This window comes from Acidithiobacillus sp. AC3 (assembly GCF_050261095.1).
Lineage (GTDB): Bacteria > Pseudomonadota > Gammaproteobacteria > Acidithiobacillales > Acidithiobacillaceae > Igneacidithiobacillus > Igneacidithiobacillus copahuensis.
This window is the reverse complement of the sequence record NZ_CP189838.1, coordinates 767,747-791,162: the sequence shown is the minus strand read 5'-3', so window position 1 is coordinate 791,162 and position 23,416 is coordinate 767,747. Positions and strand designations below refer to the sequence as shown.

Here is a 23,416-nt window from a genome sequence, read left to right as displayed (position 1 = left end):
GGGCTTAACTCCAGCGGAACCAGACGTTGAGACGACGGGACGCGGCAAACAGCACCTGTGTCATGCGCACATAAAAGTCATTCAGATAGAGTTCTCGAGTCAGCAGCGCATATAGTGCCACATAGGTGCCATGCCATTTTTCGCTGAGATGTTGTCCCCAATCCCGGGCGTCGGCAAAGAAAGTCAGTGCCCAGCCGCCAACAAAGAGCAGGGCTAAGATGATCACCAAGACATCATAGGAAAGCACTCCGATACTTGCCGAGGCGAAGAGCCGCTCACTGGCCCCGTGCTCCGGATAGAGAAAGCTCCCGAAGTAGTGACTGATCAGGGTATAACCAATCACCACGAGCACGAAAGAGCCCAGTATCCCACCCATGACCTGCCAGGGATTGCTGTGGGTCATCTTGTGCGCGGCAAATAGCGCCTGCGCGCCCGTAACCCAAGCAAAGAACAATAGAATGATGACCCCCTGCTCGAAGAACAGGTGCGAGGCCACAAAGAAGTGCGACAGACTCAGCACCAGCACTGGTACGAGAATGGTGAGTGCCGCAGCGGTAATCAATGGTAGACGGGAGGGTTTATTGGGCCGACGCTCCACCACCGAGACATAGACGGGGTCTGGGGGTACGCCGTCCTCGGTGCGGGCCTCACCAATGGCGTTGCCCGCTCCCAGAAAGAGCGATGCCTTGAAAAAACCGTGGGCGATGAGGTGGAATACTGCCAGCGGAAACGCACCCAGACCACATTCCATCACCATGAAACCCATCTGGCCCATGGTCGAATAACCAAGGGAGCGCTTGATATCGTTTTGAATCAGCATCAACGCTGATCCCAAGACCGCGGTGATCAGTCCCACCACAAAGGCGATGTGCAGAGCCAGACTGGTATACTCAAAGATCGGCGCAAAGCGGTTGAAGAGAAAACCACCGGCATTGACGATACCGGCGTGCATCAGCGCCGAGACAGGTGTCGGACCGTCCATCGTATAGGGGAGCCAGCCATGCAGCAGGAACTGCGCCGAGCGGGCAAAGGCGGAAATAGCGATGAGGATGCCGACCCAGGCCGGGACTGGCATGCCCCAGAGCTGCACGGCATTCGGTGCCGCCGCTACCTGCGCGAAGATGACTGGCAAGGACAGGCTATGGTAGGCCTTGAACAGAATGAACGCCGCCAGCCAGAGAGGCAGATCACCAAAGCGATAGGTGATCTGCGTCCAGAAGGCATAGCGCCCGGATGCCGAGCGATCGGTGTCGTGTCCGAGCAGAAAATAGAGAAACACCCCCACCAAAAACCAGGCCACCAACAGGGTGATCAAATCCGCTGCGGAAACCATGAAAAAGATGGTTGCCGTCATCAGATCGAGCAGGGCAAAGAAGCGCGGATAATTCGGCTCCTCAATCATATAGCGGACCGAATACATATGTACCAGGAGACTGATTCCCGATACGAAGGTCCACATGATCAAGGCCAGGGGATCCAGCCAGATACTCCCCCAGATCTGTCCGATCCATTCCACTCTCGCTACCTGCGAGGTGATGTAGTCACCCAATAAAGACAGCGACAGCAGAAAGGTCAGCAAAGTAGCCAGCACGCTGAGGCGTGCAGCTGCTCCCTTGCGGTTGCGCAAGAACAGAAAAATGATCGCTGCCGACAGGACGGGCACGAAAGGAATCACAATCGCAAGGGTGTCCATCAAAAACTCCTTGTTGCCGAGGCACAGGGGGGAATCCACTAGCTCCCGCTAGATGGGCTACCCTGCCAGTGTTACCAAAAGATTTCCTGTTAGGACTTGGTCATCGATACATAGAGCTGCGGCAATTTCAGCGGAAGACTATCGACATGATCCAGCACCAAGTAGTTGCGCTGGCCAAAAATACGGCTGACATACTCGTCGGCGTAGGGGTCGAGCGACAGGCAGAATGTGCGGATTCCCTTACGCGCCAGTTCCTCCACCGCTCGTTTGGTATCGAAGCGCAGATACTGCGGATCACGTACGTCATTGTCTGCCGGCTCGCCGTCGGTGAGTAGGATCAGCAACTTTTTCTGGCTCGGGTACTGCTCCATCAGATGCCCGGTGTGGCGCAATGCCGCACCCATGCGCGTGGAGAGTTTGCCGGTCATGCCGGCCAGGCGTCCTTTCACCTTCTCGTCATAAGGCGCAGCGAAGGATTTGAAGGTGTAAAACTCGACATCGTGGCGACCATTGGAGTCAAAGCCGCACAGCATAAAGGGATCGCCAATCCGGTCGAGAGCACCGGCGAGCAACACGGCAGCCTCGCGCGCCAGCTGCAACACCGTGACATCTCCCTCGCTACGCGAGCGCAGCTTGTCGTTGGTCGATTCCGAAAGATCGATGAGCAGGGTCACCGATAGATCACGAATGTGCAACCGGGTACGAATGCCGATGCGCGGATCGGGCTGCTGTCCCATGCGGATATCGGTCATCGCCAGAATCGCCGCATTGATGTCGATGTCATCGCCATCTTCCACCTTGCGCGTACGCACCACCCCTTGCGGCTGGATGGCCTCAATCATCTTGCCGATCTTCTGCACCAAAGGCTTGTGCTGCTCCAACAGAGCCTCGATTTCCGCTGGGTCTCCCATTTTCGGGCGTTTCTCGTAGACCGTAGTCCACATCGGGCGCTCCAGTTGTGTCTGGTAATCCCACTCGGAATAGCTCACCGGCTGCGCGACCGGCTCCTTCCCTTCCTTCTCGTTGAAGGTCTTGCCGTCGTCGTCATAGAGCTCGGTGGAGAGAATCCAGATCTCCTGGGCGTCATCACCCGCATACTCCACATCGAGAGTGTTGATCATCTCCATCAGACTCACATACTTGCGCACTTGGGGCTGGCCACCGTTGAGGATATCGACTGCGCTCGCGGGCGGGGTCCACAGATAGCGGTTGTCGTCACGGTAGGGGCTGGACGGCTGATCCTTTTGCGCGGAAAACTCCAGGCCCAGCTCCTTGCTGAGGTCGGCAAGTTCCTCGGCGGCGGAGAGAAGAACGCCATATCGATCTTCCTGCTCGTCCAGGAGCCGCGGAAACAGACCCCGGGCACGCGCCACCAACGGATGCTCGTCCTGATAATCGGGCTCGATGAGGGCATAGGCCGTCCGTTCGGCAAGTTCGCCCAGCCGCGCGTCGGTCTTTTTTTGCCGTACCGCCTCGGTTTGCCCGAGGCGCCGCCAAAGGGGCAGAAGCCCCGGGAAGCGCCGACCCTCCAGGGTCTCCACCCGCGCGTCTTCCAACACTCCAATCCAGAGCTTTTTCAGCGGGGTAGCGAGTTCCAGACGGGTATCGAACTGCGATTCGACGACATGCGCCGCGGCATGGGCGACCGCTGCCCGATAGACCTCCAGAGCCGGCACCTTGTCGTCGTTCGCAATCACCGCATCGTCATACGCATCGGGCACAAAAATGAAATAGTCCTCGATGTAGGGCTGATAACCCGTGCGGCTTTCGTAATCGCCGGAGGTCGGACGCAGAAAGAAATCCCGTCCCCACAAAGCGCGCAGGTACATATTCAGGCGTCGCTGCACGTCCACAAAGAGGATGCCGCGGTGCTCCTGCTGCAACACGGCAAGGGCCTGTGGCGTTTCCAGGCCAAAAAATTCCGCCTGCGCCGCAAAATCGTTGCGATAGGCGGAAATGCCCCAGTTGGCCCAGCGCCGCAGCCCGCCCAGGGTCATCTGTTCGAGGAGCACCTCGATTTTACCCAACATGGGACGCACGCCTCGCGGGGCCTGCGCCAGCAACTGATCGAGAAGCAGGAGATAGCCGCGGAAAAGGTCGATCTCTCCCAGACGCTGGGCAACAACGGGGGCAGTCGAAAAAAACAGGACCAAGACCTCGGAGCTGGTCTTGGAGAACATGCGGATGGCGGTGGACAGCATCTCGAAAACCGCCTGCTCACCAATTTCCCGCGCCACATGCGGGCCGGCCTCAATGAAACTGAGCACGAGCTCCGTCCCGCGCCCCAAGGATTTGAGGCTGCGCGCACCCTCCAGGTAGGCCTCCAGACCGCGCTGGGTAAAGATCCGCGCGGCCTCGTGCCAGTTCGCTTCGAGAACTGCCGATGCGTCGGGACCCAATTCTTCGAGAATGTCGGGGTAGTCGGTCAGCAGAATTGCCATAAGAAGCTGCTCAGCTCGCCCTCCGGTAAAGGGGGGCCGCGGCCCCCGGTCGTCGTCGCTGGTTTATAGCGCGCTGTTGTCTGGCGGATTCAGTCCGGCCAGATACGCTGTGGATTCAGCTCGCGTCCGCCGCCAGCATTGAGGTCCGCAACAGATTCTGCTTTGGATTTACTGCTCGGGGAAGCCTTCTTCGCGCTACCGATTGAAGATTCTTTCTCCTTGCTCGCTGCGGGCGCAGCAGTTTTGCTGGTACTACGCTGACGTGGACTCTGCATACTTGCGTTGAGCTTGTTTTCCAACTGGCTAGTCATTTGAGAACCTCCTCGATCAGTACCTCAATTTCTGCAACCGCAGCATCACCTCGTTTCCCCATCTGGTAAACGCTTTTGCCCTCGACTGCAGCGTTGCGATAGATTGCCCTTCTCGCGATCTGCCCGCGGAAAACCGGCAATCCCAACGTTGCTATCGCATGTTCGGCCGCCCGCGAGAGCGCACTCCGCCCCTCGACCTGATTCAGCACGAGTGCGGCGCGCAGCTTCTGATTCTTCTTTTGAATTTCTTCGATGGCTTCGACACTGCGTTGACTCGCCCAAAGGTCGAGAGGTGAAGGCAGTACCGGTAGCAGCACGATGTCAGCAAGATCCAGAGCCTTTCGCGTTTCCACTGCCTCCAAGGCCGGAGGACAATCGATGACACAGTACTGTGCTGAACCCATTCCCGAGCTTCTCAGCGCCTCCCGACCGGCAACCGTCATGCCATTGCCTTCTTCTTCGCTCCAGTCTGCCCAACGTTGGAGACTCCCTTGAGGGTCTGCGTCCAACAGCAAGGTACTGGCGCGCTGGGCCAGCCCGGCTGCCAGATTCCACGCCAGGGTCGTCTTGCCACAACCGCCCTTGGCGTTGAACAGAGCGATACGCAACGTGGCCATACCCTATTCCGCCGCAGCGTATGCCGCTTGTGCAGCGTGCGCATATTCCGCGAGTCGGGCGTCCATCTGATCGCCGTCAAATTGCACGGCAACCACGACATAATCGCGCGCAAAATTCAGGTTTGGATAGTAGTCGAACTCTTCGGACAGCTCCGTTAGCCGATCCAGAAAGCTGCGCGTAGCAGCATAATCCGGGAAACTGAAACGCCGAGTCCAGGACAGCGGCTTGCCGCGCTCCTCCCAGCCATCGGGACAACCAGCAGCGAACTCAGTGCCCATGGTGGGTCCCGAGAGAGCTGATGGTTTCCTGCAGATGCACTAGATGACCCTTTTCGTCTTCCAGCAACTGCGCGAACAGCGAAGCGGTGCGTTCATCGCGCATCCGCTGACTGAAATCAAGGGCCTCGGCGTAAAGCTCTACCGCCGACCACTCGATGGCCACGTCCTGATCGAGCATCTCCCGCAGATCTCTGCCCGGCCGCGACGGCCGCAAGGTGCCGGCACTGGGCGCAATGCCCATGCGCAATAGCTGATCGCTGAGCAGGCCCGCGTGCTCCAACTCCTCCCGAGATTCCCGGGCGAAGCTCTCGGCCCAGTCCTGCCAGCCCCAGAGCCGACACAGCCGGGACTGCACGAGGTACTGCTGCACTGCCAGAAACTCATGACTGAGCGCTTGCCCGAGAAAACCGGCAATACGAGGATGCAGTCGCAACACGAACGCCTCTACTTAGCTTTGCACCGCACTGACGTCGCCATCGCGGCCACTACCGTCTGCAGTAGGCGTCGTCGGCAGAATGTTCTCCACTTCCGAGTGGACACGCGCGATAATATGCGCCGCTACCAGGCCATCGCCGACCCGTTCGCAGGCATCGGCGCCAGCGCGAACCGCAGCATTCACCGCACCGGTCTCACCACGTACCAGGACCGTGACATAACCACCACCAACAAATTGACGACCGACCAGACGAACCTCAGCGGCCTTGGTCATGGCGTCGGCGGCTTCGATAGCCGGCACCAGGCCACGCGTCTCGATCATCCCCAAGGCAATGCCTGTTACTGTTGCCATGCTCTATCTCCCTCTAGAGTTTGCGAGGAGGAACACGACAAGCGCTAGGCTGTCGTGTCACATCCGCGAACTGGATTAGGCCGTCGGCGCCTTGGGCAGGATGTTTTCCACCTCGGAGTGCACACGGGCGATGATGTGGGCAGCCACCAAGCCATCGCCCACCCGCTCGCAAGCGTCGGCACCGGCACGCACCGCCGCATTGACCGCACCGGTTTCGCCACGCACCAGCACCGTCACATAGCCACCACCAACAAACTGACGACCGATCAGGCGCACCTCAGCGGCCTTGGTCATGGCATCGGCCGCTTCGATAGCCGGCACCAAACCACGCGTTTCGATCATACCCAGAGCAATACCCGTTACGTCTGCCATTGTAATCTCCTAACAAAAATCAAAAAATCTTTGGGAACCTGACCGACCTGGCCGCTTTACGCGGTCGGAGCCTTGGGCAGGATGTTTTCCACTTCCGAATGTACGCGCGCGATGATGTGCGCGGCCACCAGACCGTCGCCAACGCGCTCGCAGGCATCGGCGCCAGCGCGAACCGCAGCGTTCACGGCACCGGTCTCGCCACGCACCAGGACCGTCACATAGCCACCACCAACGAACTGACGTCCGATCAAGCGCACTTCTGCTGCCTTGGTCATGGCATCCGCCGCTTCAATTGCCGGCACCAAACCACGAGTTTCGATCATTCCCAGTGCAATACCTGTTACATCTGCCATTTTTCACCCCTCCTTACAGAGAAAAACCCGAACCCGTCAGGGTTCCCAAAAATCGATGATGCCACCAATGGTAAGGTCAGTGAGGACCTCGAAATCACCTTGCGCATAGCGCGCTGCCGAACCCGACACGGTAAACACCCACTTACCCTCGGGGACACCGACCGGATCCGTTGCCACCACCGTTTTCCCGGTACTATCGCGCAACACCCGTAGGGATGCCTGCTTCAAGCCGGGAATTCGGCGTGTCGTGACCAGATCGGACTGAACGCACATGATTTCCATCTCAGGCCGGCGTCCAGTTGTCGATGATGCCGATAATCGTAAGGTCCGACGGGTAATCCTTGGACCCAGCGGCCTCCCGTGCTGCCGAGGATCCGACGCAGATGACCCAGTCACCGGGGATACAGCCGACCGCATCGACCGCGACCGAGCGCGTACCCCCTTCCTTTTCCTGCACCACGAGCAAAGGGCGATGCCCCATCTCGGCGATGCGATTGGTAGAGACCAGTGTCTTTTCCACCCGCATGATTCTCATGCCAAATCGACCTCCTCCAACGCGCTTCCCAGAGGCAGATCCTGAACGCTGCCATGCAGATACAGCCAGCCATTACGATCGAGCTGCGCATAGCGCTGACGGATTGCATCTGCCACCCGCTGCAGCTTGCCAACCACTCGTTCACGATTCCCGGGAACCCGCGAGTCATAGCGATAGTGCAGCGCCATGGGTATCGGCAACTGCCGTTCGACATTGAGATGCTTGAAGATCTTGATGCCTACATCGAGATCCGCAGCGCCCTCTTCTACTGTGTCGAGACGCGCGTAATAGGCGACATTGCGCATCTGCAATTCCTGAAAACCATCACCAACACTGATGAAACGCTCGCCATGCCCCGCATCTGGGTACCATCCACCCACCCGATCCGCCACATATTCGATCTGGCTCAGATTATTGATCAACAAAGTGGCAATGAGACGACGCATACCGTCATGGGGCATGCCTTTCCCCTGTCCCCAGCCGGATGACTCGGCAGCGACACGAATCGCTTCGTAGACAGCGAGACGGGCGCGATCCGCATCCATGTCCAGCGTTTGCCGATACACTTGTGCGTTGTCTACGTAACGATAGGCGCTGAGGTTGCCCTTGGCATCCGGCACATGGATGCGAATGGCATCGGTATCCGTATCCAACCCAATCAGTAAAATGTCAGTGCTGGCACCGCAACAGAACTCGTTTTCGATGGCTTCACGGAACGCCTGCAGCCGCTGCAGCGCCATTTCCAGCGCCAAGCTCTCATTGCTGCCATGCGCCGCACATCCCTGATGCGTCGGGTCGAGGGAGCTACCGTGATATACCGCAACCTTCAGGTACCGGGTCGGCACATCTGCGGTGGTCGGGAAGCCTTCGCGATAGCGCCGCAGTTCCGTCGCCTGCCAGTCCTCGACGTCCCTCTCCACATCGAAAAGCGTGCCCGCGAAAGCACTGCGACGCAGCAGGTGTCCTGCTGGCAAACGCAGCACGTAGGGTAAAAAACCCTTCAGACGACCGTCGGCGCAGAGCGAAAGGTTCATCGCGTGAAATCCACAGTCCACCAACATCGCATCGACGTTCTCACCGGCCTGCAATTCCTCACGCAGACGCTGAGAAAAACGCGTCACACCCAGTTCCAGTGCAGCAAACGTGGCACTGGCGAACAGGGCACGCATATCAAAACCCCGGACCCAGGCGTTTTCGAGCAGCTTGTCCGGCAAGGAAAAACCCAGACGCTCCTGCGCCAGGCGTTGCGCATTTTCCGCGTACCCACCACCCAGGCCGCGCGCAGCCACTTCCTGCAATACGGGCAGGATCGCATCAAAGCGACCTTTGACGCCGTCCTCACAGTGACCGAGCCGATCATTCTCCACCACATTCGTCAACGGATGACGACAGGACCGGTGCGGCAGCGCGGTGCAAGCGGGATGCTCAGCCGGCATACCATTTGCGGCAAGAGGCACTTGCACCTCGGAAGAGTAGCGTTGTGCCATCGACATCGCTGGCGCCGAAGACGAAGCACTCTGGCGAAGGTGCCGCATTTTTCTTCGCGTATCCATGCCTACGCCTTATCCCCTTGCGCCACCAGAGTAAGTGACTGCCGCACCTTTGCGGGCGCTGCCACTGCTGCCAGTGACCTTGGAATCGCTCACCGGGGCAGCGAGAGCCTGATTGCGGTTGCCCCCGGCACTCATCACGCAGCTACGAACCGCGCCGCGCTGGGTAGGATTACGTCCCTGCGCCCAGGCGCCTTCGGTGCCGGTAACCCGATCATTGCGGCTCCAGTCATCGCCGGTAATCTGCCACGCACCCCGTTCTGGTGCGGCGACCTCAGGCGCTGCTAGCATCTCCGTTGCCGGCGGCAGGGCGCTGACCGATTGCGGCTCACGACTGCGAAACTCTGGAGTGCCGGTAATCAAACCACGCGCCAGATTGACCGGTCCCGTGATGCGACCGCTCTGCTCAAACGCGTTACCCGTGATTCGGCTGCGCCCCTGCCGGGCAGGAGGGACAATACTGAAGTCCTGAGCGGGTACAGGCGTGCTGGCGACCGGCGCTGATGCGGCTGGTGCGGGCACAAAGCGTTGACTGCCTGCCGTGCCACCCTGCTGCATGGCATCCCACGCCATAGCCTTCTGCTTGTAGGAACAGCCATCACAAGCACAGGTGCCAGCCGGTGCCGTGGCAACGGTATCCATTTCCTCGCCCTGGTACGGCGTGCCGGAAACCGCGAGATCCTCACCCACTTCGTTACCGGTGACATTCTCTGCCGGCTCCATAGCGGGTCCGCTAACCCACTGACCTTTTGCCGTACGACTAACGGCAACCTTTGCTGCTTCTGCCTGCGGGGTGCTTGCGCAGTGGGCAAATTGCTCTTGCCCATGATATTCGGTTCCGGTGACGGGCCAGCACCCTCCCTGCTCGTCACCTGTCATTTTTGGGCGATGATCCATCCCCGTTCCGGTAATGGTCGAGCCGGCCAGACTGGTCATACTCTGAACTTTATCAACGCCACCCCCGCACAGAATAGGGCTGTTGTAACCAGTACCCGTGACCCGCTGACAAGAGCCCGGCTCGTTGCCTGTAACCTTCTCGGAACGATCCACGAGATTGCCAGTGACCCGCTGCCCCTTCTCCGTGGCAACCGTCCCGACTTTGGCCGGTGCCGGCGCCGGCTTGGTGTTGCAAAGGCTCTGGTAGCTTTCCAGACTCAAGTATTCAGTGCCCGTCAACTGCCGACACTCTCCGGGTTCCAACCCAGTGATACGCTGGCTGTTGTCAACGGCGGTTCCCGAGACCGTACGACCGGCAAAGGTGTGAGTTTCCGCCACCTTGCTCGGCGCGCCATTGATGGTCATTTTAGCCACCCCGGCGTCCCAATACTGCGAACCCGTAATACTCCGCTGCGCCCCGGCCTCATAGCCAGTCACGCGATTGGTACGCGATTCATCACTGCCCGTTACCGGGAGCGCATTCTTCTGCGTGCTGCCCGTGACCACCTTTGCTGGACGCTCTGGGAGATTGGCATTACAGAAGCTCTGGAAGCTTTCGCTGCTGAGGTATTCCGAGCCCGTCACATTGCGACATGCGCCGGACTCATCACCGGTGACCGATGCGGAACGTCCGACCTGCGTACCAGAGACCTGTTGCCGACCGGAGGTACTGGTCACCGCCACTTTGGCCGGACGGGCCGCAGGACGCTCGCCACAGAACTGATTGAATTGCTCAGCGCCAATATATTCGGTGCCCGTAATGGGCCGACAAGTGCCCATCTCGTTGCCGGTAACCGCGTCGCTGCGCTCCACTTGCGTACCGGTAACCATAGAGCCAGCCAAAGTCGTGCCTTCCTCGACCTTGCGAAACTTCTTTGCACGTCGTTTACCGGCGGCATCAGCGCCACCCTTGGCAAACCCGCGTCCCCGCTGCGCCTGTTCCTCGCGCCGCAGTTTGGCGAACTCCCGCGCGCTACCATTCTCCAGGTAACGCAAACGAGCGGCCGCGGAGCTCAGACCGCGTAAAACGGTGAGTGCGGCCTTGCCCCGCTGCGCCAGGGTCTGCCGCCGTGCGCGACAGAGCTGCCGCACCGGGCGTTCGCGCCAACCAAAGCGTTCGGGGCTTTGCTCGACGAGTTCACAGACGGAATCCAGGAATTCCTCTTCTACTCCGGGAATCAAAGCAGGTGCCGCCTCTTCGCTGACTGCCGGCGATACCGTCGCAGATACTACTGCGGGCCTTTGACCACGATGACGCACTTGGCGCTGCTGCGGATCGGCCCAGCATTGCGCCCCAGCGCAGCGCATGGCGCGATGGGCCAAGGCTGCTTCACGCCCGCTGCCACGGCTCGCCATCTTCTCGGAATGGACCTCGAGAGCGGGAGCGACCCGCGTTTCCTGATTGTTCCCAGACTTTGGCGCGGAAGGCGCAACGACCGGCTTGGCCGCGCCGCCACCCTGCCTACGCATCGCCTGCTGGCGCCGCTTCTCCTGCGCCAAAGCCCGGCCTCGCATTGGACCGGATGCTGATGAATCCGACATACGTCCCCCTTAGCTTGGCACCCGACATGCTTGTCAGGTGCCAATGATCGATCTATTCGGCTTACTAACCGCGATACACTACGAAGGCCAGACCCTGACTCTGGGTATAGTTATCGTAGCCGATCAAACGAACGAGATGCTTGGGGTACTCGCGGCGGCAAGCCTCGAGCTCGGCAAGAACGGTATCAACGTTCCGCTCACCGAACATGGGCAGCTTCCACATGTACCAATAGTGGTTGAAGGAACGCTCCGGCTCCACGTGCTCCACCGCCGGATTCCAGCCCTGGGCGATGATGTACTGCACCTGCGCGCGGATCTGTTCCGCCGACATTGGGGGGAGATACGAGAAGGTCTCGTAGCGCCGTACCTGCTTGTAATCTTGAACTTCAGCCATGATGGACTCCTTCCTGAAGCGAATGCATTAGCCAGAAAATCAACGGTTCTGTACGTCGAGCTTGTCGACGGTATCGAACTCGAATTTGATTTCCTTCCAGGTCTCCAGAGCGATCTTCAGCTCCGGCGAGTGACGGGCGGCGTTGGTCAGGATTTCCTTACCTTCGCGCTCCAGCTCGACACCGCGATTGCGCGCCTCGACACAGGCTTCCAACGCTACCCGGTTGGCGGCTGCGCCCGCGGCATTACCCCAGGGGTGACCCAAGGTTCCACCACCAAACTGCAACACCGAGTCATCACCGAAGATGTTGACCAAGGCGGGCATATGCCAAACGTGAATACCGCCAGAGGCCACTGCAAAAGCGCCAGGCATCGCGCCCCAATCCTGGTCAAAGAAGATACCGCGGCTGCGGTCTTCGGGAACATAGGATTCGCGCAAGAGGTCAATCCAGCCAAGGGTAGAGGCACGGTCGCCTTCCAGCTTACCGACCACGGTACCGGTGTGCAGGTGATCACCACCCGACAGACGCAGAGCCTTGGTCAAGACCCGGAAATGGATACCATGATGCGGGTTACGGTCGATCACGGCGTGCATGGCGCGATGGATATGCAGCAGCACACCATTCTTCCGACACCAACGAGCCAGACCCGTGTTGGCGCAGAAGCCGCCGGTCAGGAAGTCGTGCATGATGATCGGCATGCCCAGCTCTTTGGCAAACTCGGCACGCTCGTACATCTCTTCCGGTGAAGGGGCGGTAACGTTCAGATAGTGGCCCTTGCGTTCACCCGTCTGCGCTTCGGCGTTGTGGATGGCATCGGCAACGAAGAGGAAGCGGTCACGCCAGCGCATGAAGGGCTGGGAGTTGACGTTTTCGTCATCCTTGGTGAAGTCGAGACCGCCGCGCAGGGCTTCGTACACCGCACGGCCATAATTCTTGGCCGACAGACCCAGCTTGGGCTTGATGGTACAACCGAGCATCGGACGACCATACTTGTCGAGTTTGTCGCGCTCTACCTGAATACCGTGGGAGGGACCGTTGCAGGTCATCACGTAAGCCAGAGGGAAACGGACATCTTCCAGACGCAGGGAGCGCACGGCCTTGAAGCCGAACACGTTACCTACCAAGGAAGTGAATACATTGACGACCGAACCTTCCTCGAAGAGATCGATGGGGTAGGCAATGAAGGCGTAGAATGCCGTATCGTCGCCTGGTACGTCTTCGATCCGATAGGCACGACCCTTGTAGTAGTCCATATCGGTCAGCAAGTCAGTCCACACCGTGGTCCAGGTACCGGTAGAAGATTCCGCCGCCACCGCAGCAGCTGCCTCTTCCCGATCCACGCCCGCCTGCGGCACGATCTTGAAGCACGCCAACAAATCCGAGTCCAACGGCACGTAGTCAGGAGCCCAGTACGTCTGGCGGTACTCCTTCACGCCGGCTTCATATTTACCAGCCATAGATCCCTCCTAGAGAATGTTCCAATCCAATTTGACCTGCAGATAGCCTTCCAGCCGCGAATGTACAGAAGCATTACCGTAAGGTAAAGTAAAATATAATTAACGTTACCATATGGAGAAGTAAAACCTTGTCCGTTCGTCAGGTCACTCTACACCAACTGCGTATTTTTACGGTACTGGCTCGGCATCTTAGCATGAGCAAGGCAGCTGCGGAATTGCACCAGACGCCCTCGGCATTATCATTACAGATCAAACAATTATCAGAAAACCTCGGGGTTTCCCTCTATGAGCAGGTCGGAAAAAAACTGTTTCTGACCAGCGCCGGCGAGATTGTCGCCGCGGCCAGCGACGAGTTGCAGCGGCATCTGGAATCCCTACTCGATGAGCTGGCAGCGGAGCAACAACTCGAACGCGGGAGACTGCGGCTATGTATCACTTCCACCGCGGAATACTTTGCCCCTCGCCTGCTCGGTGCGTTCTGTGCAGCGCACCCGGGAATCGAGGCGCATCTGGAAATCGTCAATCGCAACAGTATCCTCGAGCGCCTGCGCGAGAACCTCGATGACGTCTATATCATGGGCCAGGTGCCCGAAGAGATCGACGGGATTGCGCAACCCTTTCTGGATAATCCCATCGTCGTCATCGCCGCGGCCGCGCATCCGCTGGCGGCAGAGAGAGCGATTCCCCTGGCGCGCCTGGGAAAGGAGCCCTTCATCCTGCGCGAAGCCGGGTCAGGGACACGGCTCACGGCGGAGAATTACCTTGCGGAGCAGGGTATCAAGCTCAAACCCCGCATGACCCTGAGCAGCAACGAAGCAGTCAAACAACTCGTTGCTGGCGGCCTCGGCCTCGGCATCCTGGCACGCCACACCATCAGCTCCGAACTCGCCTCGGGAGCCCTGTGCATCCTCGACGTCGACGGCTTTCCCATTCTGCGCAAGTGGCACGCAGTGCAACGCAAGGGCAAGAATCCCTCAGCGGTTACCCAGAGTTTTCTCGAGTTTTTGCTGCACAGTGGGCGCAATGACCGTGCTAGCGACTGATTCGGCCGGCAAGGCGAGAAGGTCGCTTCCCCAATGGTTGGCGCGACAAATACACACCGGGTTTTCTGCCATGGCCAGCATCTCGCGATCGCCGCGACTGTTGCCGTAGGCGTAGGCCAGTTTGTTGACACCCAATTCTTCCCGCAAACGTCGGGCCTTTTCCGGTCCCCAACAGTTGGCGCCCTGCAAACGACCGGTAAAACGCCCGGATTCGTCCGTGGCCAGACGGGTAGCGATGACCGCATCAAATCCGACCTGCTCTGCCCAGGGGCGGGCGTAGAGTTCCAACGTTGCCGTCACCAGCACCAGACGCTGCCCCAGATCGCGGTGCTGGGCCAGACGATCCCATACGGAATCGCGCAGAAGCCGGGGCAGCACGCGATCTATGAATTCCACCGTTCCCTGCTCGAGTTCTTGGGGATGCCGACCCGCAAGGCTGCGTTGCAGTACCCACTCCTTGGTCTCACCATTGCTGCGCCAGCCCAACGCGTAGGCTCCAAGCATCGGCAACGAGCGCAGCAGGAGGCGGAGGGCTCGGCCCTCACCCAACACCGTGCGGTAGAAGGAGACGATGGTCTCGCCGCGGGTAAGCGTGCCATCCAGATCAAAGGCGACCCAGTCCGTCATCCGAGCTCCAGCACTGCATCCTGCTGCCAGCTCTGCAAGGCAAGCAGCATCCGGCGTAGCGCCACCGCAGCGGACTCAGACGGCCGCGCCGAACCGAGCAGGCGCCGCCAGGCCTTGGCCCCCGGAAGACCAGCATAAAGACCATGTAAATGACGCAGCAGACGTGGCGCCGGCAGGCGCTCGCCCCAAGCATCTACATAAGGTAAGAGCCCTTTCAGTATCGCTCGCGGATGCGGCAGATCCTGACGACGCCCCAGGGCCTGTTCGATCTGGGCGAGCAGCAGGGGCGAGTGATATGCCGCCCGCCCCAGCATGACGCCATCGACACTGGGCCAGAGGGCGAGAACCTGCTCTACATCGCGCAACCCACCATTGAGTTCGATGCGAAAGTCCGGAAAGTCCTGCTTTAATCGCTGCACCCAATTCCAGCGCAGGGGCGGTATCTCGCGATTTTCCGCCGGATTGAGACCCTTCAACCAGGCATTACGCGCATGGACGATAAAATGTTTGCAGTGCCCCTGACCAATGCTGCGCACGAAATCGGCAAGGCCCTCATATTCCTCCTCTCGGTCCAGGCCGAGGCGGTGCTTGACGCTCACCGGCAGACCACTGCTCGCCATGGCATCGAGGAGCTCCCGAACGAGGGGCGGATCGCGCATCAGGCAGGCGCCAAAACGTCCTTTCTGAACGCGTGGTGAGGGACAGCCGACATTGAGATTGAGCCCGGCATAGCCATACTCATCGCGCGCGATGCGGGCGGCACGTGCCATGGCCTCGGGGTCATCGCCCCCCAACTGTAAGATCAAAGGAGATTCTTGCCGATCAAAATCCAGGTAGCGGGCCGGATCCTTGCCGCGCAGGATGGCAGGGGTAGTAACCATCTCGGTAAAGAGCACGCAGCTGGGGCAGACTTGTCGCAGAAAAAAGCGACAATGCCGGTCCGTCCAATCCATCATGGGGGCGACGGACAATGTACCAGAAGAAGGGAAGACGGCGGTCATTGCCGCGCCCCACTGAGAAGCCAAAGCAGGCGCAGCATACCCAAACCGACCAGAAACAGGAGCAAAAGAAACACGCGATAACGCCAAACATGCGTGGCACATTCACCCTGTCGAATGTCGTACAAGGTGGCAAAAAGACCCCAAGAACCCAGAGACAGCAACACTACGGCAAAACCGATAAAGAGGGTGTTGGTCCCGGTCAAGCGATGGAGCAAAGGAATCGGTTGGTGCAAGAGCAAAGAGAATTTACGTAAAAAGAAATCAAATTTTGCCAGAACGAAGGCGAGCGCGAGACTACTCAGGGCGGTGCGGGTCCAGGACAGGAATGTCCTTTCGGCCGAGAAATGGACCCGGGGATCCAACATCTCTTTCGCACTCACGCTTGGCCCCAGCGATAACGAACGCAGATCGCGCCAGAAAATAGGGATGATCAAAAAGATCCCGGCAACGGATGGAATTGTCAGCAAATGATAAAGATCGAGAAAAAAAGGGCGGAGACGCTGGTCATGAAAAAATACCAAGGCCATGGCTGCCTTGCGTGCCAGGAGTCCAGCACCAAAGGCTACGATAATGAATTTGAGCAGCGCCAGATAACTGCGCTCCATACTGAGATAGAGACGTGGCTCGCGAACGGCAAGCAACTTTTTCCGGAGCAGCATGGCGCAATCCCACCGATCCCATTACATCGGGATCGGTATTCTCCATTCGTTGGGGTCAGAGATCCTTGGCGTGTTCCGCCAGATAACTGGCAACCCCGGCAGAATCCGCCTTCATTCCGGATTTGCCTTTCTCCCACTGCGCGGGGCAGACCTCGCCGTGCTCTTCAAAGAACTGTAGCGCATCGACCATACGAATCATTTCGTCGATATTGCGGCCCAAGGGCAGGTCATTAACAACTTGATGACGCACCAGGCCGTCCCGGTCGATCAAAAACGACCCACGCAGCGCGACCGATTCGTCGAAGAGCACGTCGTAATCGCGGGCGATCTGCTTGGTCAGGTCAGCAACCATGGGCAACTGAATGTTGCCGATACCGCCCTTGTTCTCGGGGGTATTTTTCCACGCCAGGTGGGTGAAATGGGAGTCGATGCTGCAGGAGATGACCTCGGTCTTGCGCGCATGGAACTCCGAAAGACGATGATTGAAGGCGATGATCTCGGAGGGGCAGACGAAGGTGAAGTCAAGCGGATAGAAAAACAGTACCGCATACTTGCCCTTGATATACTGCGACAAATGGAATTTTTCATTGATACTGTTGTCCGGCATCACCGCGGGAGCGACAAAATCCGGGGCTTTCTTACCAACGAGTACGGCCATGACATACCTCCTGATCCGGTTGAAATTGCGCTTCTAAGCATAGCTCAGACACCTGCGACTGTCTCTACTTCATCAGAATCTGGAATTGTACTAAACTGCCATCCTCTTACTGATGACGGAGCAAACACCCATGGCACATTTTTTTGTCAACATCACCCACGCTGGCAATGACCTCGACCGCGCCACCGTTGGTCTGGTACTCGCCAAGAACGCCCTCACGGAAGGACACGAAGTCACCCTTTTCCTATCGCTGGATGGTGTTCATCTTGCGCGCTCGGACAACTATCTGCATGGCATGCAGGAACCGACCTTTCCCCCGCTGCTGGAATTGCGCGACTTTCTGGTGCAAAACGGTGCCAAATTCTGGATTTGCGCTGGCTGCTACAAGAAGCGTGGTCTGGAAGAGGCGCACTTCATTCCGGAAGCGACGATGGCCGGTGCCGCACAGGCCATCCAGACCATGGCTTCGGGTGTCGTACCAGTCTACTACTGATCGGTAACCGTGCCGCATCGGGGTGGGGAGGCCCTTCCTTGCGGCATCGACGCCACTTCTCAGCGCTCGCGCCCTTCCGCATGGTGCTTGCCGCCCCAGACGCGAAGCCCTAGAGTATAGGCCATGGATTGCGACCTGCTCATCCTGGGTGATGGACCCATTGCCCACAGTCTCGTGCTGGCCCTCCAGGGGTCGGGGCTTCACATTCGTGTCATCGATACCACTCCCCCTTCAGCGCTTACTAACAATCGTGCTGGCCAGGATGCGTCCGCGCCGGAGCGCAGTGTCGCCCTCGCTCTCGCCTCCATACGTATGCTGCAGGGCTTCGGGATAGTGATTTCAGATGCCGTCAGTGGACGGATTCAACAAGTACAGATTTCCCAAGCCCGCAGTCCGAACCGAGTGACCCTATCCAGCGAGTTGCTGCAGGCGCAGGAAGGCGTTCTCGGCCGACTTGTCCCGCTCACTACTCTGCAGGAGGCGCTGGTCGCGCAGTTGCCCGCAGATTCCGACAACTTCCAGCGCCTGTGCTGGGGACCGGTAGCGGATTTTTCCTGGCTTCCCGACCGCGTGACTCTGGCTTGGGCCGACGGCAACAGGCTGTCTGCGCGACTATTGGTGCTGGCCGATGGCGGCCATGGCAAACTGCAACCGTTGCTCGGTCTGCAACGCCGCGGCTGGGATCACAACCGCTATGCCTGCACCGCCCGCGTTGGACCGCTCTCCGGCCCCACCGGTACGGCGTACGAGCATTTCCTTGAAAGTGGTCCTCTCGCCTTCCTGCCGCGCGCGGACGGGATCTTTTCTCTGGTCTGGAGTCTGTTGCCGAGCGCCGCGAGCCGCCTGATGAATGGCAGCGACGCAGCATTTTTACAGGAGCTCCATCGGCACCTGCCGCCCGGTCTTTCCGGCTTCTCTCAGGTGGCCGGGCGCGCCCTCTACCCACTGCACTTTCAGCAACTCTCTGCCCCAACAAGCAGTCGAATCCTGCCTTTGGGTAACGCCGCCCAGACCCTGCATCCGCTGGCCGGGCAGGGGTACAATCTGGGCCTACGGGATGCCGTAACGCTGGCGGCGCTGTTGCGCGAGGCCGCAACACAGGGAGCCGATCCGGGTTCCGAGACTTTGCTGCGAGATTTTCAGCGCATTCGCCGGCGGGATCGCGCAGAAACGATCGCCTTCACGGAAGGGATGAACCAGCTCTTCGCCCTGCCCCCCCTGCCCTGGCGACTGGGACGCGAGATTGCACTGTCGGCCCTGGAACACAACCGATGGCTGAAAAAACGCCTGGCGGCACGTCTGGCCGGAGTCGAACTGCCTGCCGCCAGCAGCATTCCCGCCCTGGAGGTAACCCGTTTTGGCCGATGATTTCGATGTCCTGATCTCCGGCGCTGGCATGGTCGGTGGCGCCCTGGGTCTGGCTCTGCAACGCCAAGGTTTACGAACCGCCATAGCCGAGCGCCGCAGCGCGACGCAAGCCGAGGCCACAGATCCCCTGCAGCGTTGCAGCCTCATCAATGCGGGAGCAACTGCCTTCCTGGCGCAACAGGAAATCGATATCGCCTCCCTCGGTACAGCGGTGCGGGGAATGCGCGTCTGGGATAACGAACATGCTGGCAGTATTCAGCTCGACGCCGCAGACGTCGGCGAGACGGTTCTTGGCTATATCTGCGAGAACCAAAAACTGGAACATGCTCTGCGCACTGCATTCTGCCGTGCCGGCGGTAGCCTGTTGTACGACTGCCAGTGGCAGATGGCGTATAGCGATGCCGAAGGAATCGAGCTGGAGGATCAGGAGGGCACCGGCTATCGCGGGCGTCTGCTGGCGATTGCCGAGGGGCGGCAGTCCAGATTGCGGCAACAGATCTTTCAGTCCAGCATCTATCGCGCGGACTATCAGCAGGAAGCGATCGTTGCCACGGTGCAGATCGAGCGACCGCATGGCGGCATCGCCTATCAGCGTTTTTTGCCAAGCGGGCCACTCGCCCTCCTCCCCTTTGCCGACAACGCCCAGGGTCAGGCCCAGGCCAGCCTGGTTTGGAGTGTGCGCAACCTTAGCGCACGACAACTCTTTGCTATGGACGACGCAGAATTCCTGCGTCGCTTGCAAGATGCCTTTGGACCACAGCTCGGAAGGCTCCTCGGCATCGGCAAACGGGGGAAATTCCCGTTGAGCGCCCTGCATGTCAATCGCTACGTGCAGGATCGCGTCGTCTTGCTCGGTGACAGCGCGCATGGTGTCCATCCCTTGGCAGGGCTTGGCGTGAATCTCGGCTTTCGCGATGTCGCCGCGCTCGCTCAGGTTATTGGCGACAAGATCGAGAAACGCGAGGATTTCGGTCGGCGCGAAGCCCTGGCGTTGTACCAACGGCAGCGGCGCCCCGACAATCTGCTGACGGTCTTTGCCTGCGGTGGCCTGAATCATCTATTCTCGAATCGCAGTGGCGCCTTGGTGCGGCTGCGTGATCTGGGGCTCTGGGGTACCAGTATGACGCCTCCTCTCAAACGTTTTTTCATCCGCCAAGCCATGGGTCTGTAAGGAGAACACGATGCAACACCGAATTGCCGACGATATTGCCGCCGCCATCGGCGACGCGGTGGCCCGCTTCGGGTCAGTCAAGGAAGACCTAGATAAGCAGCTGAAGACCATCATCAGCAACGCCCTGGATCGTCTCGATCTGGTGACCCGCGAGGAATTCGAGATCCAGCAAGAGCTGAATACCCGCCTCGCGGCACGGGTCGCGGCCCTTGAGGCCCGTCTCGATAAAATGGCGGGGCCAGAGCAGAGCGAAGACTGACCTCCATGGCCTTGGCGCTGGTGCGCAGCCGCGCGCCTATGGGCATCCAGGCCGCGGAGGTCATGGTCGAATGCGACCTGGGGCCGGGCTTGCCCACCTTTGCCATCGTTGGCCTGCCGGAAGCGGCGGTGCGCGAATCCCGCGATCGGGTACGCGCCGCCATCCAGAACAGCGGCCTGGACTTTCCGGCGCGGCGCATCATTGTCAACCTTGCACCCGCCGATCTGCCCAAAGAAGGCGGACGATTCGACCTGCCCATCGCCCTCGGCATTCTTCGTGCGAGTGGGCAGTTGCCCCAGTCTGCCCTGGAAGATCTCGAATGCATCGGGGAACTTGCATTGGACGGCAGCCTGCGCAAGGTCCCCGGAATCCTTGCCTGTGCCCTCGCTGCACAGGAGGCCGGTCATCACCTAGCCCTCCCCTGGGATACCGTAAGTGAGGCAAGCCTGGCAGGGAAGTGCCGGCTTCTGCCAGCGCAGAGCCTGGCACAACTAGTGGCGATTTTACGCGGTGAGCAAGCGATTCCCGACGTGCCGCCGCCTGCGCTCGCATCTGATCGGCCGATCGATGGCGGAGATCTTGCGGACGTTCGTGGTCAGGAGCAGGCCAAACGGGCTCTGATCATTGCCGCCACGGGCGGGCACCATCTGTTGTTTTCCGGTCCACCCGGCACCGGCAAAAGCATGCTGGCCGCCCGCCTACCCAGCCTGCTTTCACCTTTGCGCGACGAGGAAGCACTGGAAGTCGCGTCCATCCACAGTTTGCATGGGCTCTTCGATCCGGCCACCTGGCGACGCCGCCCCTATCGCAGCCCACATCACAGCGTATCTGCGGCGGCCCTCGTGGGTGGCGGTTCGCAGCCGCGTCCCGGCGAGATCAGCCTCGCCCATCGTGGCGTCTTGTTTTTGGACGAGTTACCTTCCTTACAATATTCACCCCAATAATGCCCATAATCCTTCTAGTAATACTATCATACTGTTTACAAAGATAGTTTCATCCTCAGACCGCATCCATGACCTGCATTAGATGCAGTTCTCCTGCATCTCGTTCAGGAATATTGGAAAATCCACTTTCAAGACAGAACCAAAGCGGATCAACAGCTTATCCATCCCTCGCATCTGCAGACTGATTTTCATAGAGAATGCATTTTTGATGTGTTTTATGCAGTAATACCTCGTCTTGCAATCCTTTTGCCCATCTGATACAGTATCAATATTGGTGTTTCCACCGTGCAGTTTTTTGCAGTTCCCGGCAGGGATGAAGAGGATCATGGCTCGGCTCAGTCCAATCAACACCGTCTTGCCTCCAGTGGAGGAACGGCAGCAATCACCGGTAGATGCGCTACCGGAACTGGACGCACGCCTCTTTCGGGAAATGCTGAGCGCCTACATGACCCGGCGTCTCGGTGCCCAGCGACACCATCAGAAGAGCGTTGATCGGGATCAGCGGGTCCTGCTGGACTTTCTGGGCTTCGCCAAGGTGGCACCCTGGTACTGGACAGAGGAATCCTTCGAGCAGTGGAGTTATGAGATTGGGGTCCACCGGAAACTGGCGGTGAGTTCGCAACGGCGTTATCAAGGGGCCATTCGGAGTTTTCTCGCGTATCTGATCGACAATGTAAAATTCCGCAACGACGTCCGCCGACAGTACGGCATTGATCTCGTCCAGATCTGCCATGCGGAAAACTGCATTCCGCATATTCAGGATCGGGAATTGGCGCAGGAGCGCCCGAGCTTTAGCCATGCGGAGATCGACCAGCTATTTGCTGGCTACGATCAGGCCATTGCTGAAGCCCATCGCTTTGGCAGCAAGGATTTCCGTCCCCTGCAGCGCGACAAAACAATGTTTTACCTCACCTACGTCGGAGGGCTGCGCGCTTCGGAAGTCCTCGCTCTCAATACGACCTCCTTTTGTCCCAACCCGGACCTGCCGGAACTCGGGGATTTTGGCTTCATATCGGTTTGGGGTAAGGGCAGCCGAGGGAGCGGGCCGCGTCATCGCATGGTGCCCGTCACAGAGCCCGCGCTACCGGAGTTACTGTGCTGGTATCTGCGGGATATTCGCCCGAATTTCCTGCAACAGGCCGACGCCAATGAACCCGCGCTGTTTCTTTCCGAGCGGGGGAAGCGGCTCGCCTTATCCAGTCTGGAAAACCGATTCCAGCACGGCCTCGACCTTGCGGGGCTTGACGCTCGCGGGTTCACCCCGCATTGCCTGCGGCATTCTTCCGTCACCCACGAAAGCCAGCGTTTCAGCACAGAGATGGTGCGGCGCAAGCACGGACACACCTATCAGGCTACGACGCAGGGCTACATGCATGTTCCCGATGATTTTGTGAATGCGGAAATCACCCGCAGCGTCGGAGCACAATTGGATCGCATTTTTGGACCCAGCACAGAAGGAGAGTCTCAACCGTGAAAAATGAACTGGAATGGCGTGTTCGTGTGGTGATGGCGGAACGAAGAATCAAAACGATTACTGAACTCCGCCAGAGGTTGACAGAGATCGGCGTGGACATCTCCACCACACAGTTGGGCCGGGTCCTCGATAATCTCCCCAACCGGCTCTCAATGGACCTGTTGGCGGGACTTACCACGGTGCTGCATTGTCAGGTGGGAGACCTGCTCTGGATATCCCCCTCTTCCGGCCCGTCCGGCACCATGCCGACAGGAACACCCCGGCATGCTGATCCGGAGCAGGAGACACCACGACGGTTACCGCCACAGCAGCACAACAAAGCCACCCGGCGCACTGCTGCGGCATCCCGCCCCGCCGCAGATACGGCAGTCTCCGTCACCGGGCCGAAAGTCACCTCTCTGCCGCTGCCCCAGGCGGGGCCACGGCGCACCTGATTTGTACCGGGCACCAA

28 protein-coding genes are annotated in these 23,416 nt (G+C 59.3%); 8 read left to right on the top strand and 20 right to left on the bottom strand.

The genetic code is table 11. The features are described from left to right. Positions 1-4 precede the first annotated feature (4 nt). The 15 genes from ACQAYK_RS04090 to ACQAYK_RS04020 form a co-directional block, all read right to left on the bottom strand. Positions 5-1,693 (bottom strand): NADH-quinone oxidoreductase subunit 5 family protein, encoded by a 1,689-nt coding sequence (locus ACQAYK_RS04090; RefSeq protein WP_215871705.1) that lies wholly within the window; start codon positions 1,691-1,693, stop codon positions 5-7. Between the two features lie 89 nt (positions 1,694-1,782). Then, entirely contained in the window at positions 1,783-4,134 is a 2,352-nt protein-coding gene (locus tag ACQAYK_RS04085) for a nitric oxide reductase activation protein NorD (RefSeq protein WP_483167942.1), read from the bottom strand. A gap of 89 nt (positions 4,135-4,223) precedes the next feature. Next, on the bottom strand, positions 4,224-4,445 hold the full coding sequence (locus tag ACQAYK_RS04080) for a hypothetical protein (protein ID WP_215871703.1): 222 nt from the start codon (positions 4,443-4,445) through the stop codon (positions 4,224-4,226). Further along, a complete protein-coding gene (gene parA / locus ACQAYK_RS04075) occupies positions 4,442-5,062 on the bottom strand; it encodes a ParA family partition ATPase (RefSeq protein ID WP_483167941.1) in 621 nt (206 codons plus the stop codon). Before parA ends, ACQAYK_RS04080 begins: the two co-directional genes overlap by 4 nt. A gap of 3 nt (positions 5,063-5,065) precedes the next feature. Continuing rightward, positions 5,066-5,341: a hypothetical protein gene (locus ACQAYK_RS04070; RefSeq protein WP_483167940.1), complete on the bottom strand. Its 276-nt coding sequence runs from the start codon at positions 5,339-5,341 to the stop codon at positions 5,066-5,068. Next, on the bottom strand, positions 5,331-5,777 hold the full coding sequence (locus ACQAYK_RS04065; RefSeq protein ID WP_483167939.1) for a ferritin-like domain-containing protein: 447 nt from the start codon (positions 5,775-5,777) through the stop codon (positions 5,331-5,333). The genes ACQAYK_RS04070 and ACQAYK_RS04065 overlap by 11 nt, the downstream gene beginning before the upstream one ends. Positions 5,778-5,789: 12 nt before the next feature. Continuing rightward, positions 5,790-6,128 carry an alpha-carboxysome major shell protein CsoS1 gene (gene csoS1 / locus ACQAYK_RS04060; protein ID WP_483165769.1) on the bottom strand — a complete coding sequence of 113 codons (339 nt, stop codon included), beginning with the start codon at positions 6,126-6,128 and terminating at the stop codon, positions 5,790-5,792. 75 nt (positions 6,129-6,203) lie between these two features. Further along, positions 6,204-6,500 (bottom strand): alpha-carboxysome major shell protein CsoS1, encoded by a 297-nt coding sequence (gene csoS1, locus ACQAYK_RS04055; RefSeq protein WP_004871256.1) that lies wholly within the window; start codon positions 6,498-6,500, stop codon positions 6,204-6,206. Positions 6,501-6,556: 56 nt separating this feature from the next. Continuing rightward, positions 6,557-6,853 (bottom strand): alpha-carboxysome major shell protein CsoS1, encoded by a 297-nt coding sequence (gene csoS1, locus ACQAYK_RS04050; protein WP_004871256.1) that lies wholly within the window; start codon positions 6,851-6,853, stop codon positions 6,557-6,559. Between the two features lie 36 nt (positions 6,854-6,889). Next, positions 6,890-7,126, bottom strand: a complete 237-nt coding sequence (locus tag ACQAYK_RS04045) for a carboxysome peptide B (RefSeq protein ID WP_226826949.1) — start codon at positions 7,124-7,126, stop codon at positions 6,890-6,892. A 10-nt stretch (positions 7,127-7,136) separates the two neighbouring features. Further along, complete coding sequence (gene csoS4, locus ACQAYK_RS04040; RefSeq protein WP_483165772.1) at positions 7,137-7,388, bottom strand: alpha-carboxysome shell vertex protein CsoS4; 252 nt, start codon at positions 7,386-7,388, stop codon at positions 7,137-7,139. Continuing rightward, complete coding sequence (locus ACQAYK_RS04035; protein ID WP_483167938.1) at positions 7,385-8,941, bottom strand: carboxysome shell carbonic anhydrase; 1,557 nt, start codon at positions 8,939-8,941, stop codon at positions 7,385-7,387. Before ACQAYK_RS04035 ends, csoS4 begins: the two co-directional genes overlap by 4 nt. 9 nt (positions 8,942-8,950) lie before the next feature. Beyond that, positions 8,951-11,389 (bottom strand): alpha-carboxysome scaffolding protein CsoS2, encoded by a 2,439-nt coding sequence (locus tag ACQAYK_RS04030; protein WP_483167937.1) that lies wholly within the window; start codon positions 11,387-11,389, stop codon positions 8,951-8,953. 91 nt (positions 11,390-11,480) lie between these two features. Continuing rightward, a complete protein-coding gene (locus ACQAYK_RS04025) occupies positions 11,481-11,810 on the bottom strand; it encodes a ribulose bisphosphate carboxylase small subunit (protein WP_215871695.1) in 330 nt (109 codons plus the stop codon). A 39-nt stretch (positions 11,811-11,849) separates the two neighbouring features. Further along, on the bottom strand, positions 11,850-13,268 hold the full coding sequence (locus tag ACQAYK_RS04020) for a form I ribulose bisphosphate carboxylase large subunit (protein ID WP_215871694.1): 1,419 nt from the start codon (positions 13,266-13,268) through the stop codon (positions 11,850-11,852). Between the two features lie 128 nt (positions 13,269-13,396). On the opposite strand from ACQAYK_RS04020, the gene ACQAYK_RS04015 reads away from it, so the two are divergent. After that, positions 13,397-14,311, top strand: a complete 915-nt coding sequence (locus ACQAYK_RS04015) for a LysR substrate-binding domain-containing protein (RefSeq protein WP_483167936.1) — start codon at positions 13,397-13,399, stop codon at positions 14,309-14,311. Here ACQAYK_RS04015 and ACQAYK_RS04010 read toward each other — a convergent pair. The 4 genes from ACQAYK_RS04010 to ACQAYK_RS03995 are packed head-to-tail and all read right to left on the bottom strand — an operon-like array spanning position 14,243 to position 17,256. Next, the gene (locus ACQAYK_RS04010; protein ID WP_483167935.1) at positions 14,243-14,938 is read right to left on the bottom strand and encodes an HAD family hydrolase; all 696 of its coding nucleotides are present in this window, start codon (positions 14,936-14,938) and stop codon (positions 14,243-14,245) included. The two genes, ACQAYK_RS04015 and ACQAYK_RS04010, sit on opposite strands and share 69 nt — an antisense overlap. After that, positions 14,935-15,939, bottom strand: coding sequence for a tRNA dihydrouridine(20/20a) synthase DusA (gene dusA / locus ACQAYK_RS04005; RefSeq protein WP_483167934.1), 1,005 nt, complete (start codon positions 15,937-15,939; stop codon positions 14,935-14,937). Before dusA ends, ACQAYK_RS04010 begins: the two co-directional genes overlap by 4 nt. After that, positions 15,936-16,598, bottom strand: a complete 663-nt coding sequence (locus ACQAYK_RS04000) for a YidH family protein (protein WP_483167933.1) — start codon at positions 16,596-16,598, stop codon at positions 15,936-15,938. The genes dusA and ACQAYK_RS04000 overlap by 4 nt, the downstream gene beginning before the upstream one ends. Positions 16,599-16,653: 55 nt before the next feature. Beyond that, a complete protein-coding gene (locus ACQAYK_RS03995; protein ID WP_215871689.1) occupies positions 16,654-17,256 on the bottom strand; it encodes a peroxiredoxin in 603 nt (200 codons plus the stop codon). A gap of 130 nt (positions 17,257-17,386) precedes the next feature. On the opposite strand from ACQAYK_RS03995, the gene ACQAYK_RS03990 reads away from it, so the two are divergent. The 5 genes from ACQAYK_RS03990 (at position 17,387) to ACQAYK_RS03970 (ending at position 21,491) form a co-directional block, all read left to right on the top strand. Further along, complete coding sequence (locus tag ACQAYK_RS03990) at positions 17,387-17,749, top strand: DsrE family protein (RefSeq protein ID WP_215871688.1); 363 nt, start codon at positions 17,387-17,389, stop codon at positions 17,747-17,749. A gap of 123 nt (positions 17,750-17,872) precedes the next feature. Further along, the gene (locus tag ACQAYK_RS03985; protein WP_483167932.1) at positions 17,873-19,117 is read left to right on the top strand and encodes an FAD-dependent monooxygenase; all 1,245 of its coding nucleotides are present in this window, start codon (positions 17,873-17,875) and stop codon (positions 19,115-19,117) included. Then, positions 19,107-20,288 (top strand): FAD-dependent monooxygenase, encoded by a 1,182-nt coding sequence (locus ACQAYK_RS03980; RefSeq protein ID WP_483167931.1) that lies wholly within the window; start codon positions 19,107-19,109, stop codon positions 20,286-20,288. Before ACQAYK_RS03985 ends, ACQAYK_RS03980 begins: the two co-directional genes overlap by 11 nt. Before the next feature lie 10 nt (positions 20,289-20,298). Next, positions 20,299-20,547 (top strand): accessory factor UbiK family protein, encoded by a 249-nt coding sequence (locus ACQAYK_RS03975; RefSeq protein WP_483167930.1) that lies wholly within the window; start codon positions 20,299-20,301, stop codon positions 20,545-20,547. Positions 20,548-20,552: 5 nt separating this feature from the next. After that, positions 20,553-21,491, top strand: a complete 939-nt coding sequence (locus tag ACQAYK_RS03970) for a YifB family Mg chelatase-like AAA ATPase (RefSeq protein ID WP_483167929.1) — start codon at positions 20,553-20,555, stop codon at positions 21,489-21,491. A gap of 78 nt (positions 21,492-21,569) precedes the next feature. On the opposite strand, the gene ACQAYK_RS03965 is transcribed toward ACQAYK_RS03970, so the two are convergent. Next, positions 21,570-21,818: a hypothetical protein gene (locus ACQAYK_RS03965; protein WP_483167928.1), complete on the bottom strand. Its 249-nt coding sequence runs from the start codon at positions 21,816-21,818 to the stop codon at positions 21,570-21,572. On the opposite strand from ACQAYK_RS03965, the gene ACQAYK_RS03960 reads away from it, so the two are divergent. Together ACQAYK_RS03960 and ACQAYK_RS03955 are read left to right on the top strand one after the other, a co-directional pair. Then, positions 21,817-22,965 carry a tyrosine-type recombinase/integrase gene (locus ACQAYK_RS03960; RefSeq protein ID WP_483167927.1) on the top strand — a complete coding sequence of 383 codons (1,149 nt, stop codon included), beginning with the start codon at positions 21,817-21,819 and terminating at the stop codon, positions 22,963-22,965. The two genes, ACQAYK_RS03965 and ACQAYK_RS03960, sit on opposite strands and share 2 nt — an antisense overlap. Continuing rightward, positions 22,962-23,399, top strand: coding sequence for a helix-turn-helix domain-containing protein (locus ACQAYK_RS03955; protein WP_483167926.1), 438 nt, complete (start codon positions 22,962-22,964; stop codon positions 23,397-23,399). Before ACQAYK_RS03960 ends, ACQAYK_RS03955 begins: the two co-directional genes overlap by 4 nt. Positions 23,400-23,416 lie beyond the last annotated feature (17 nt).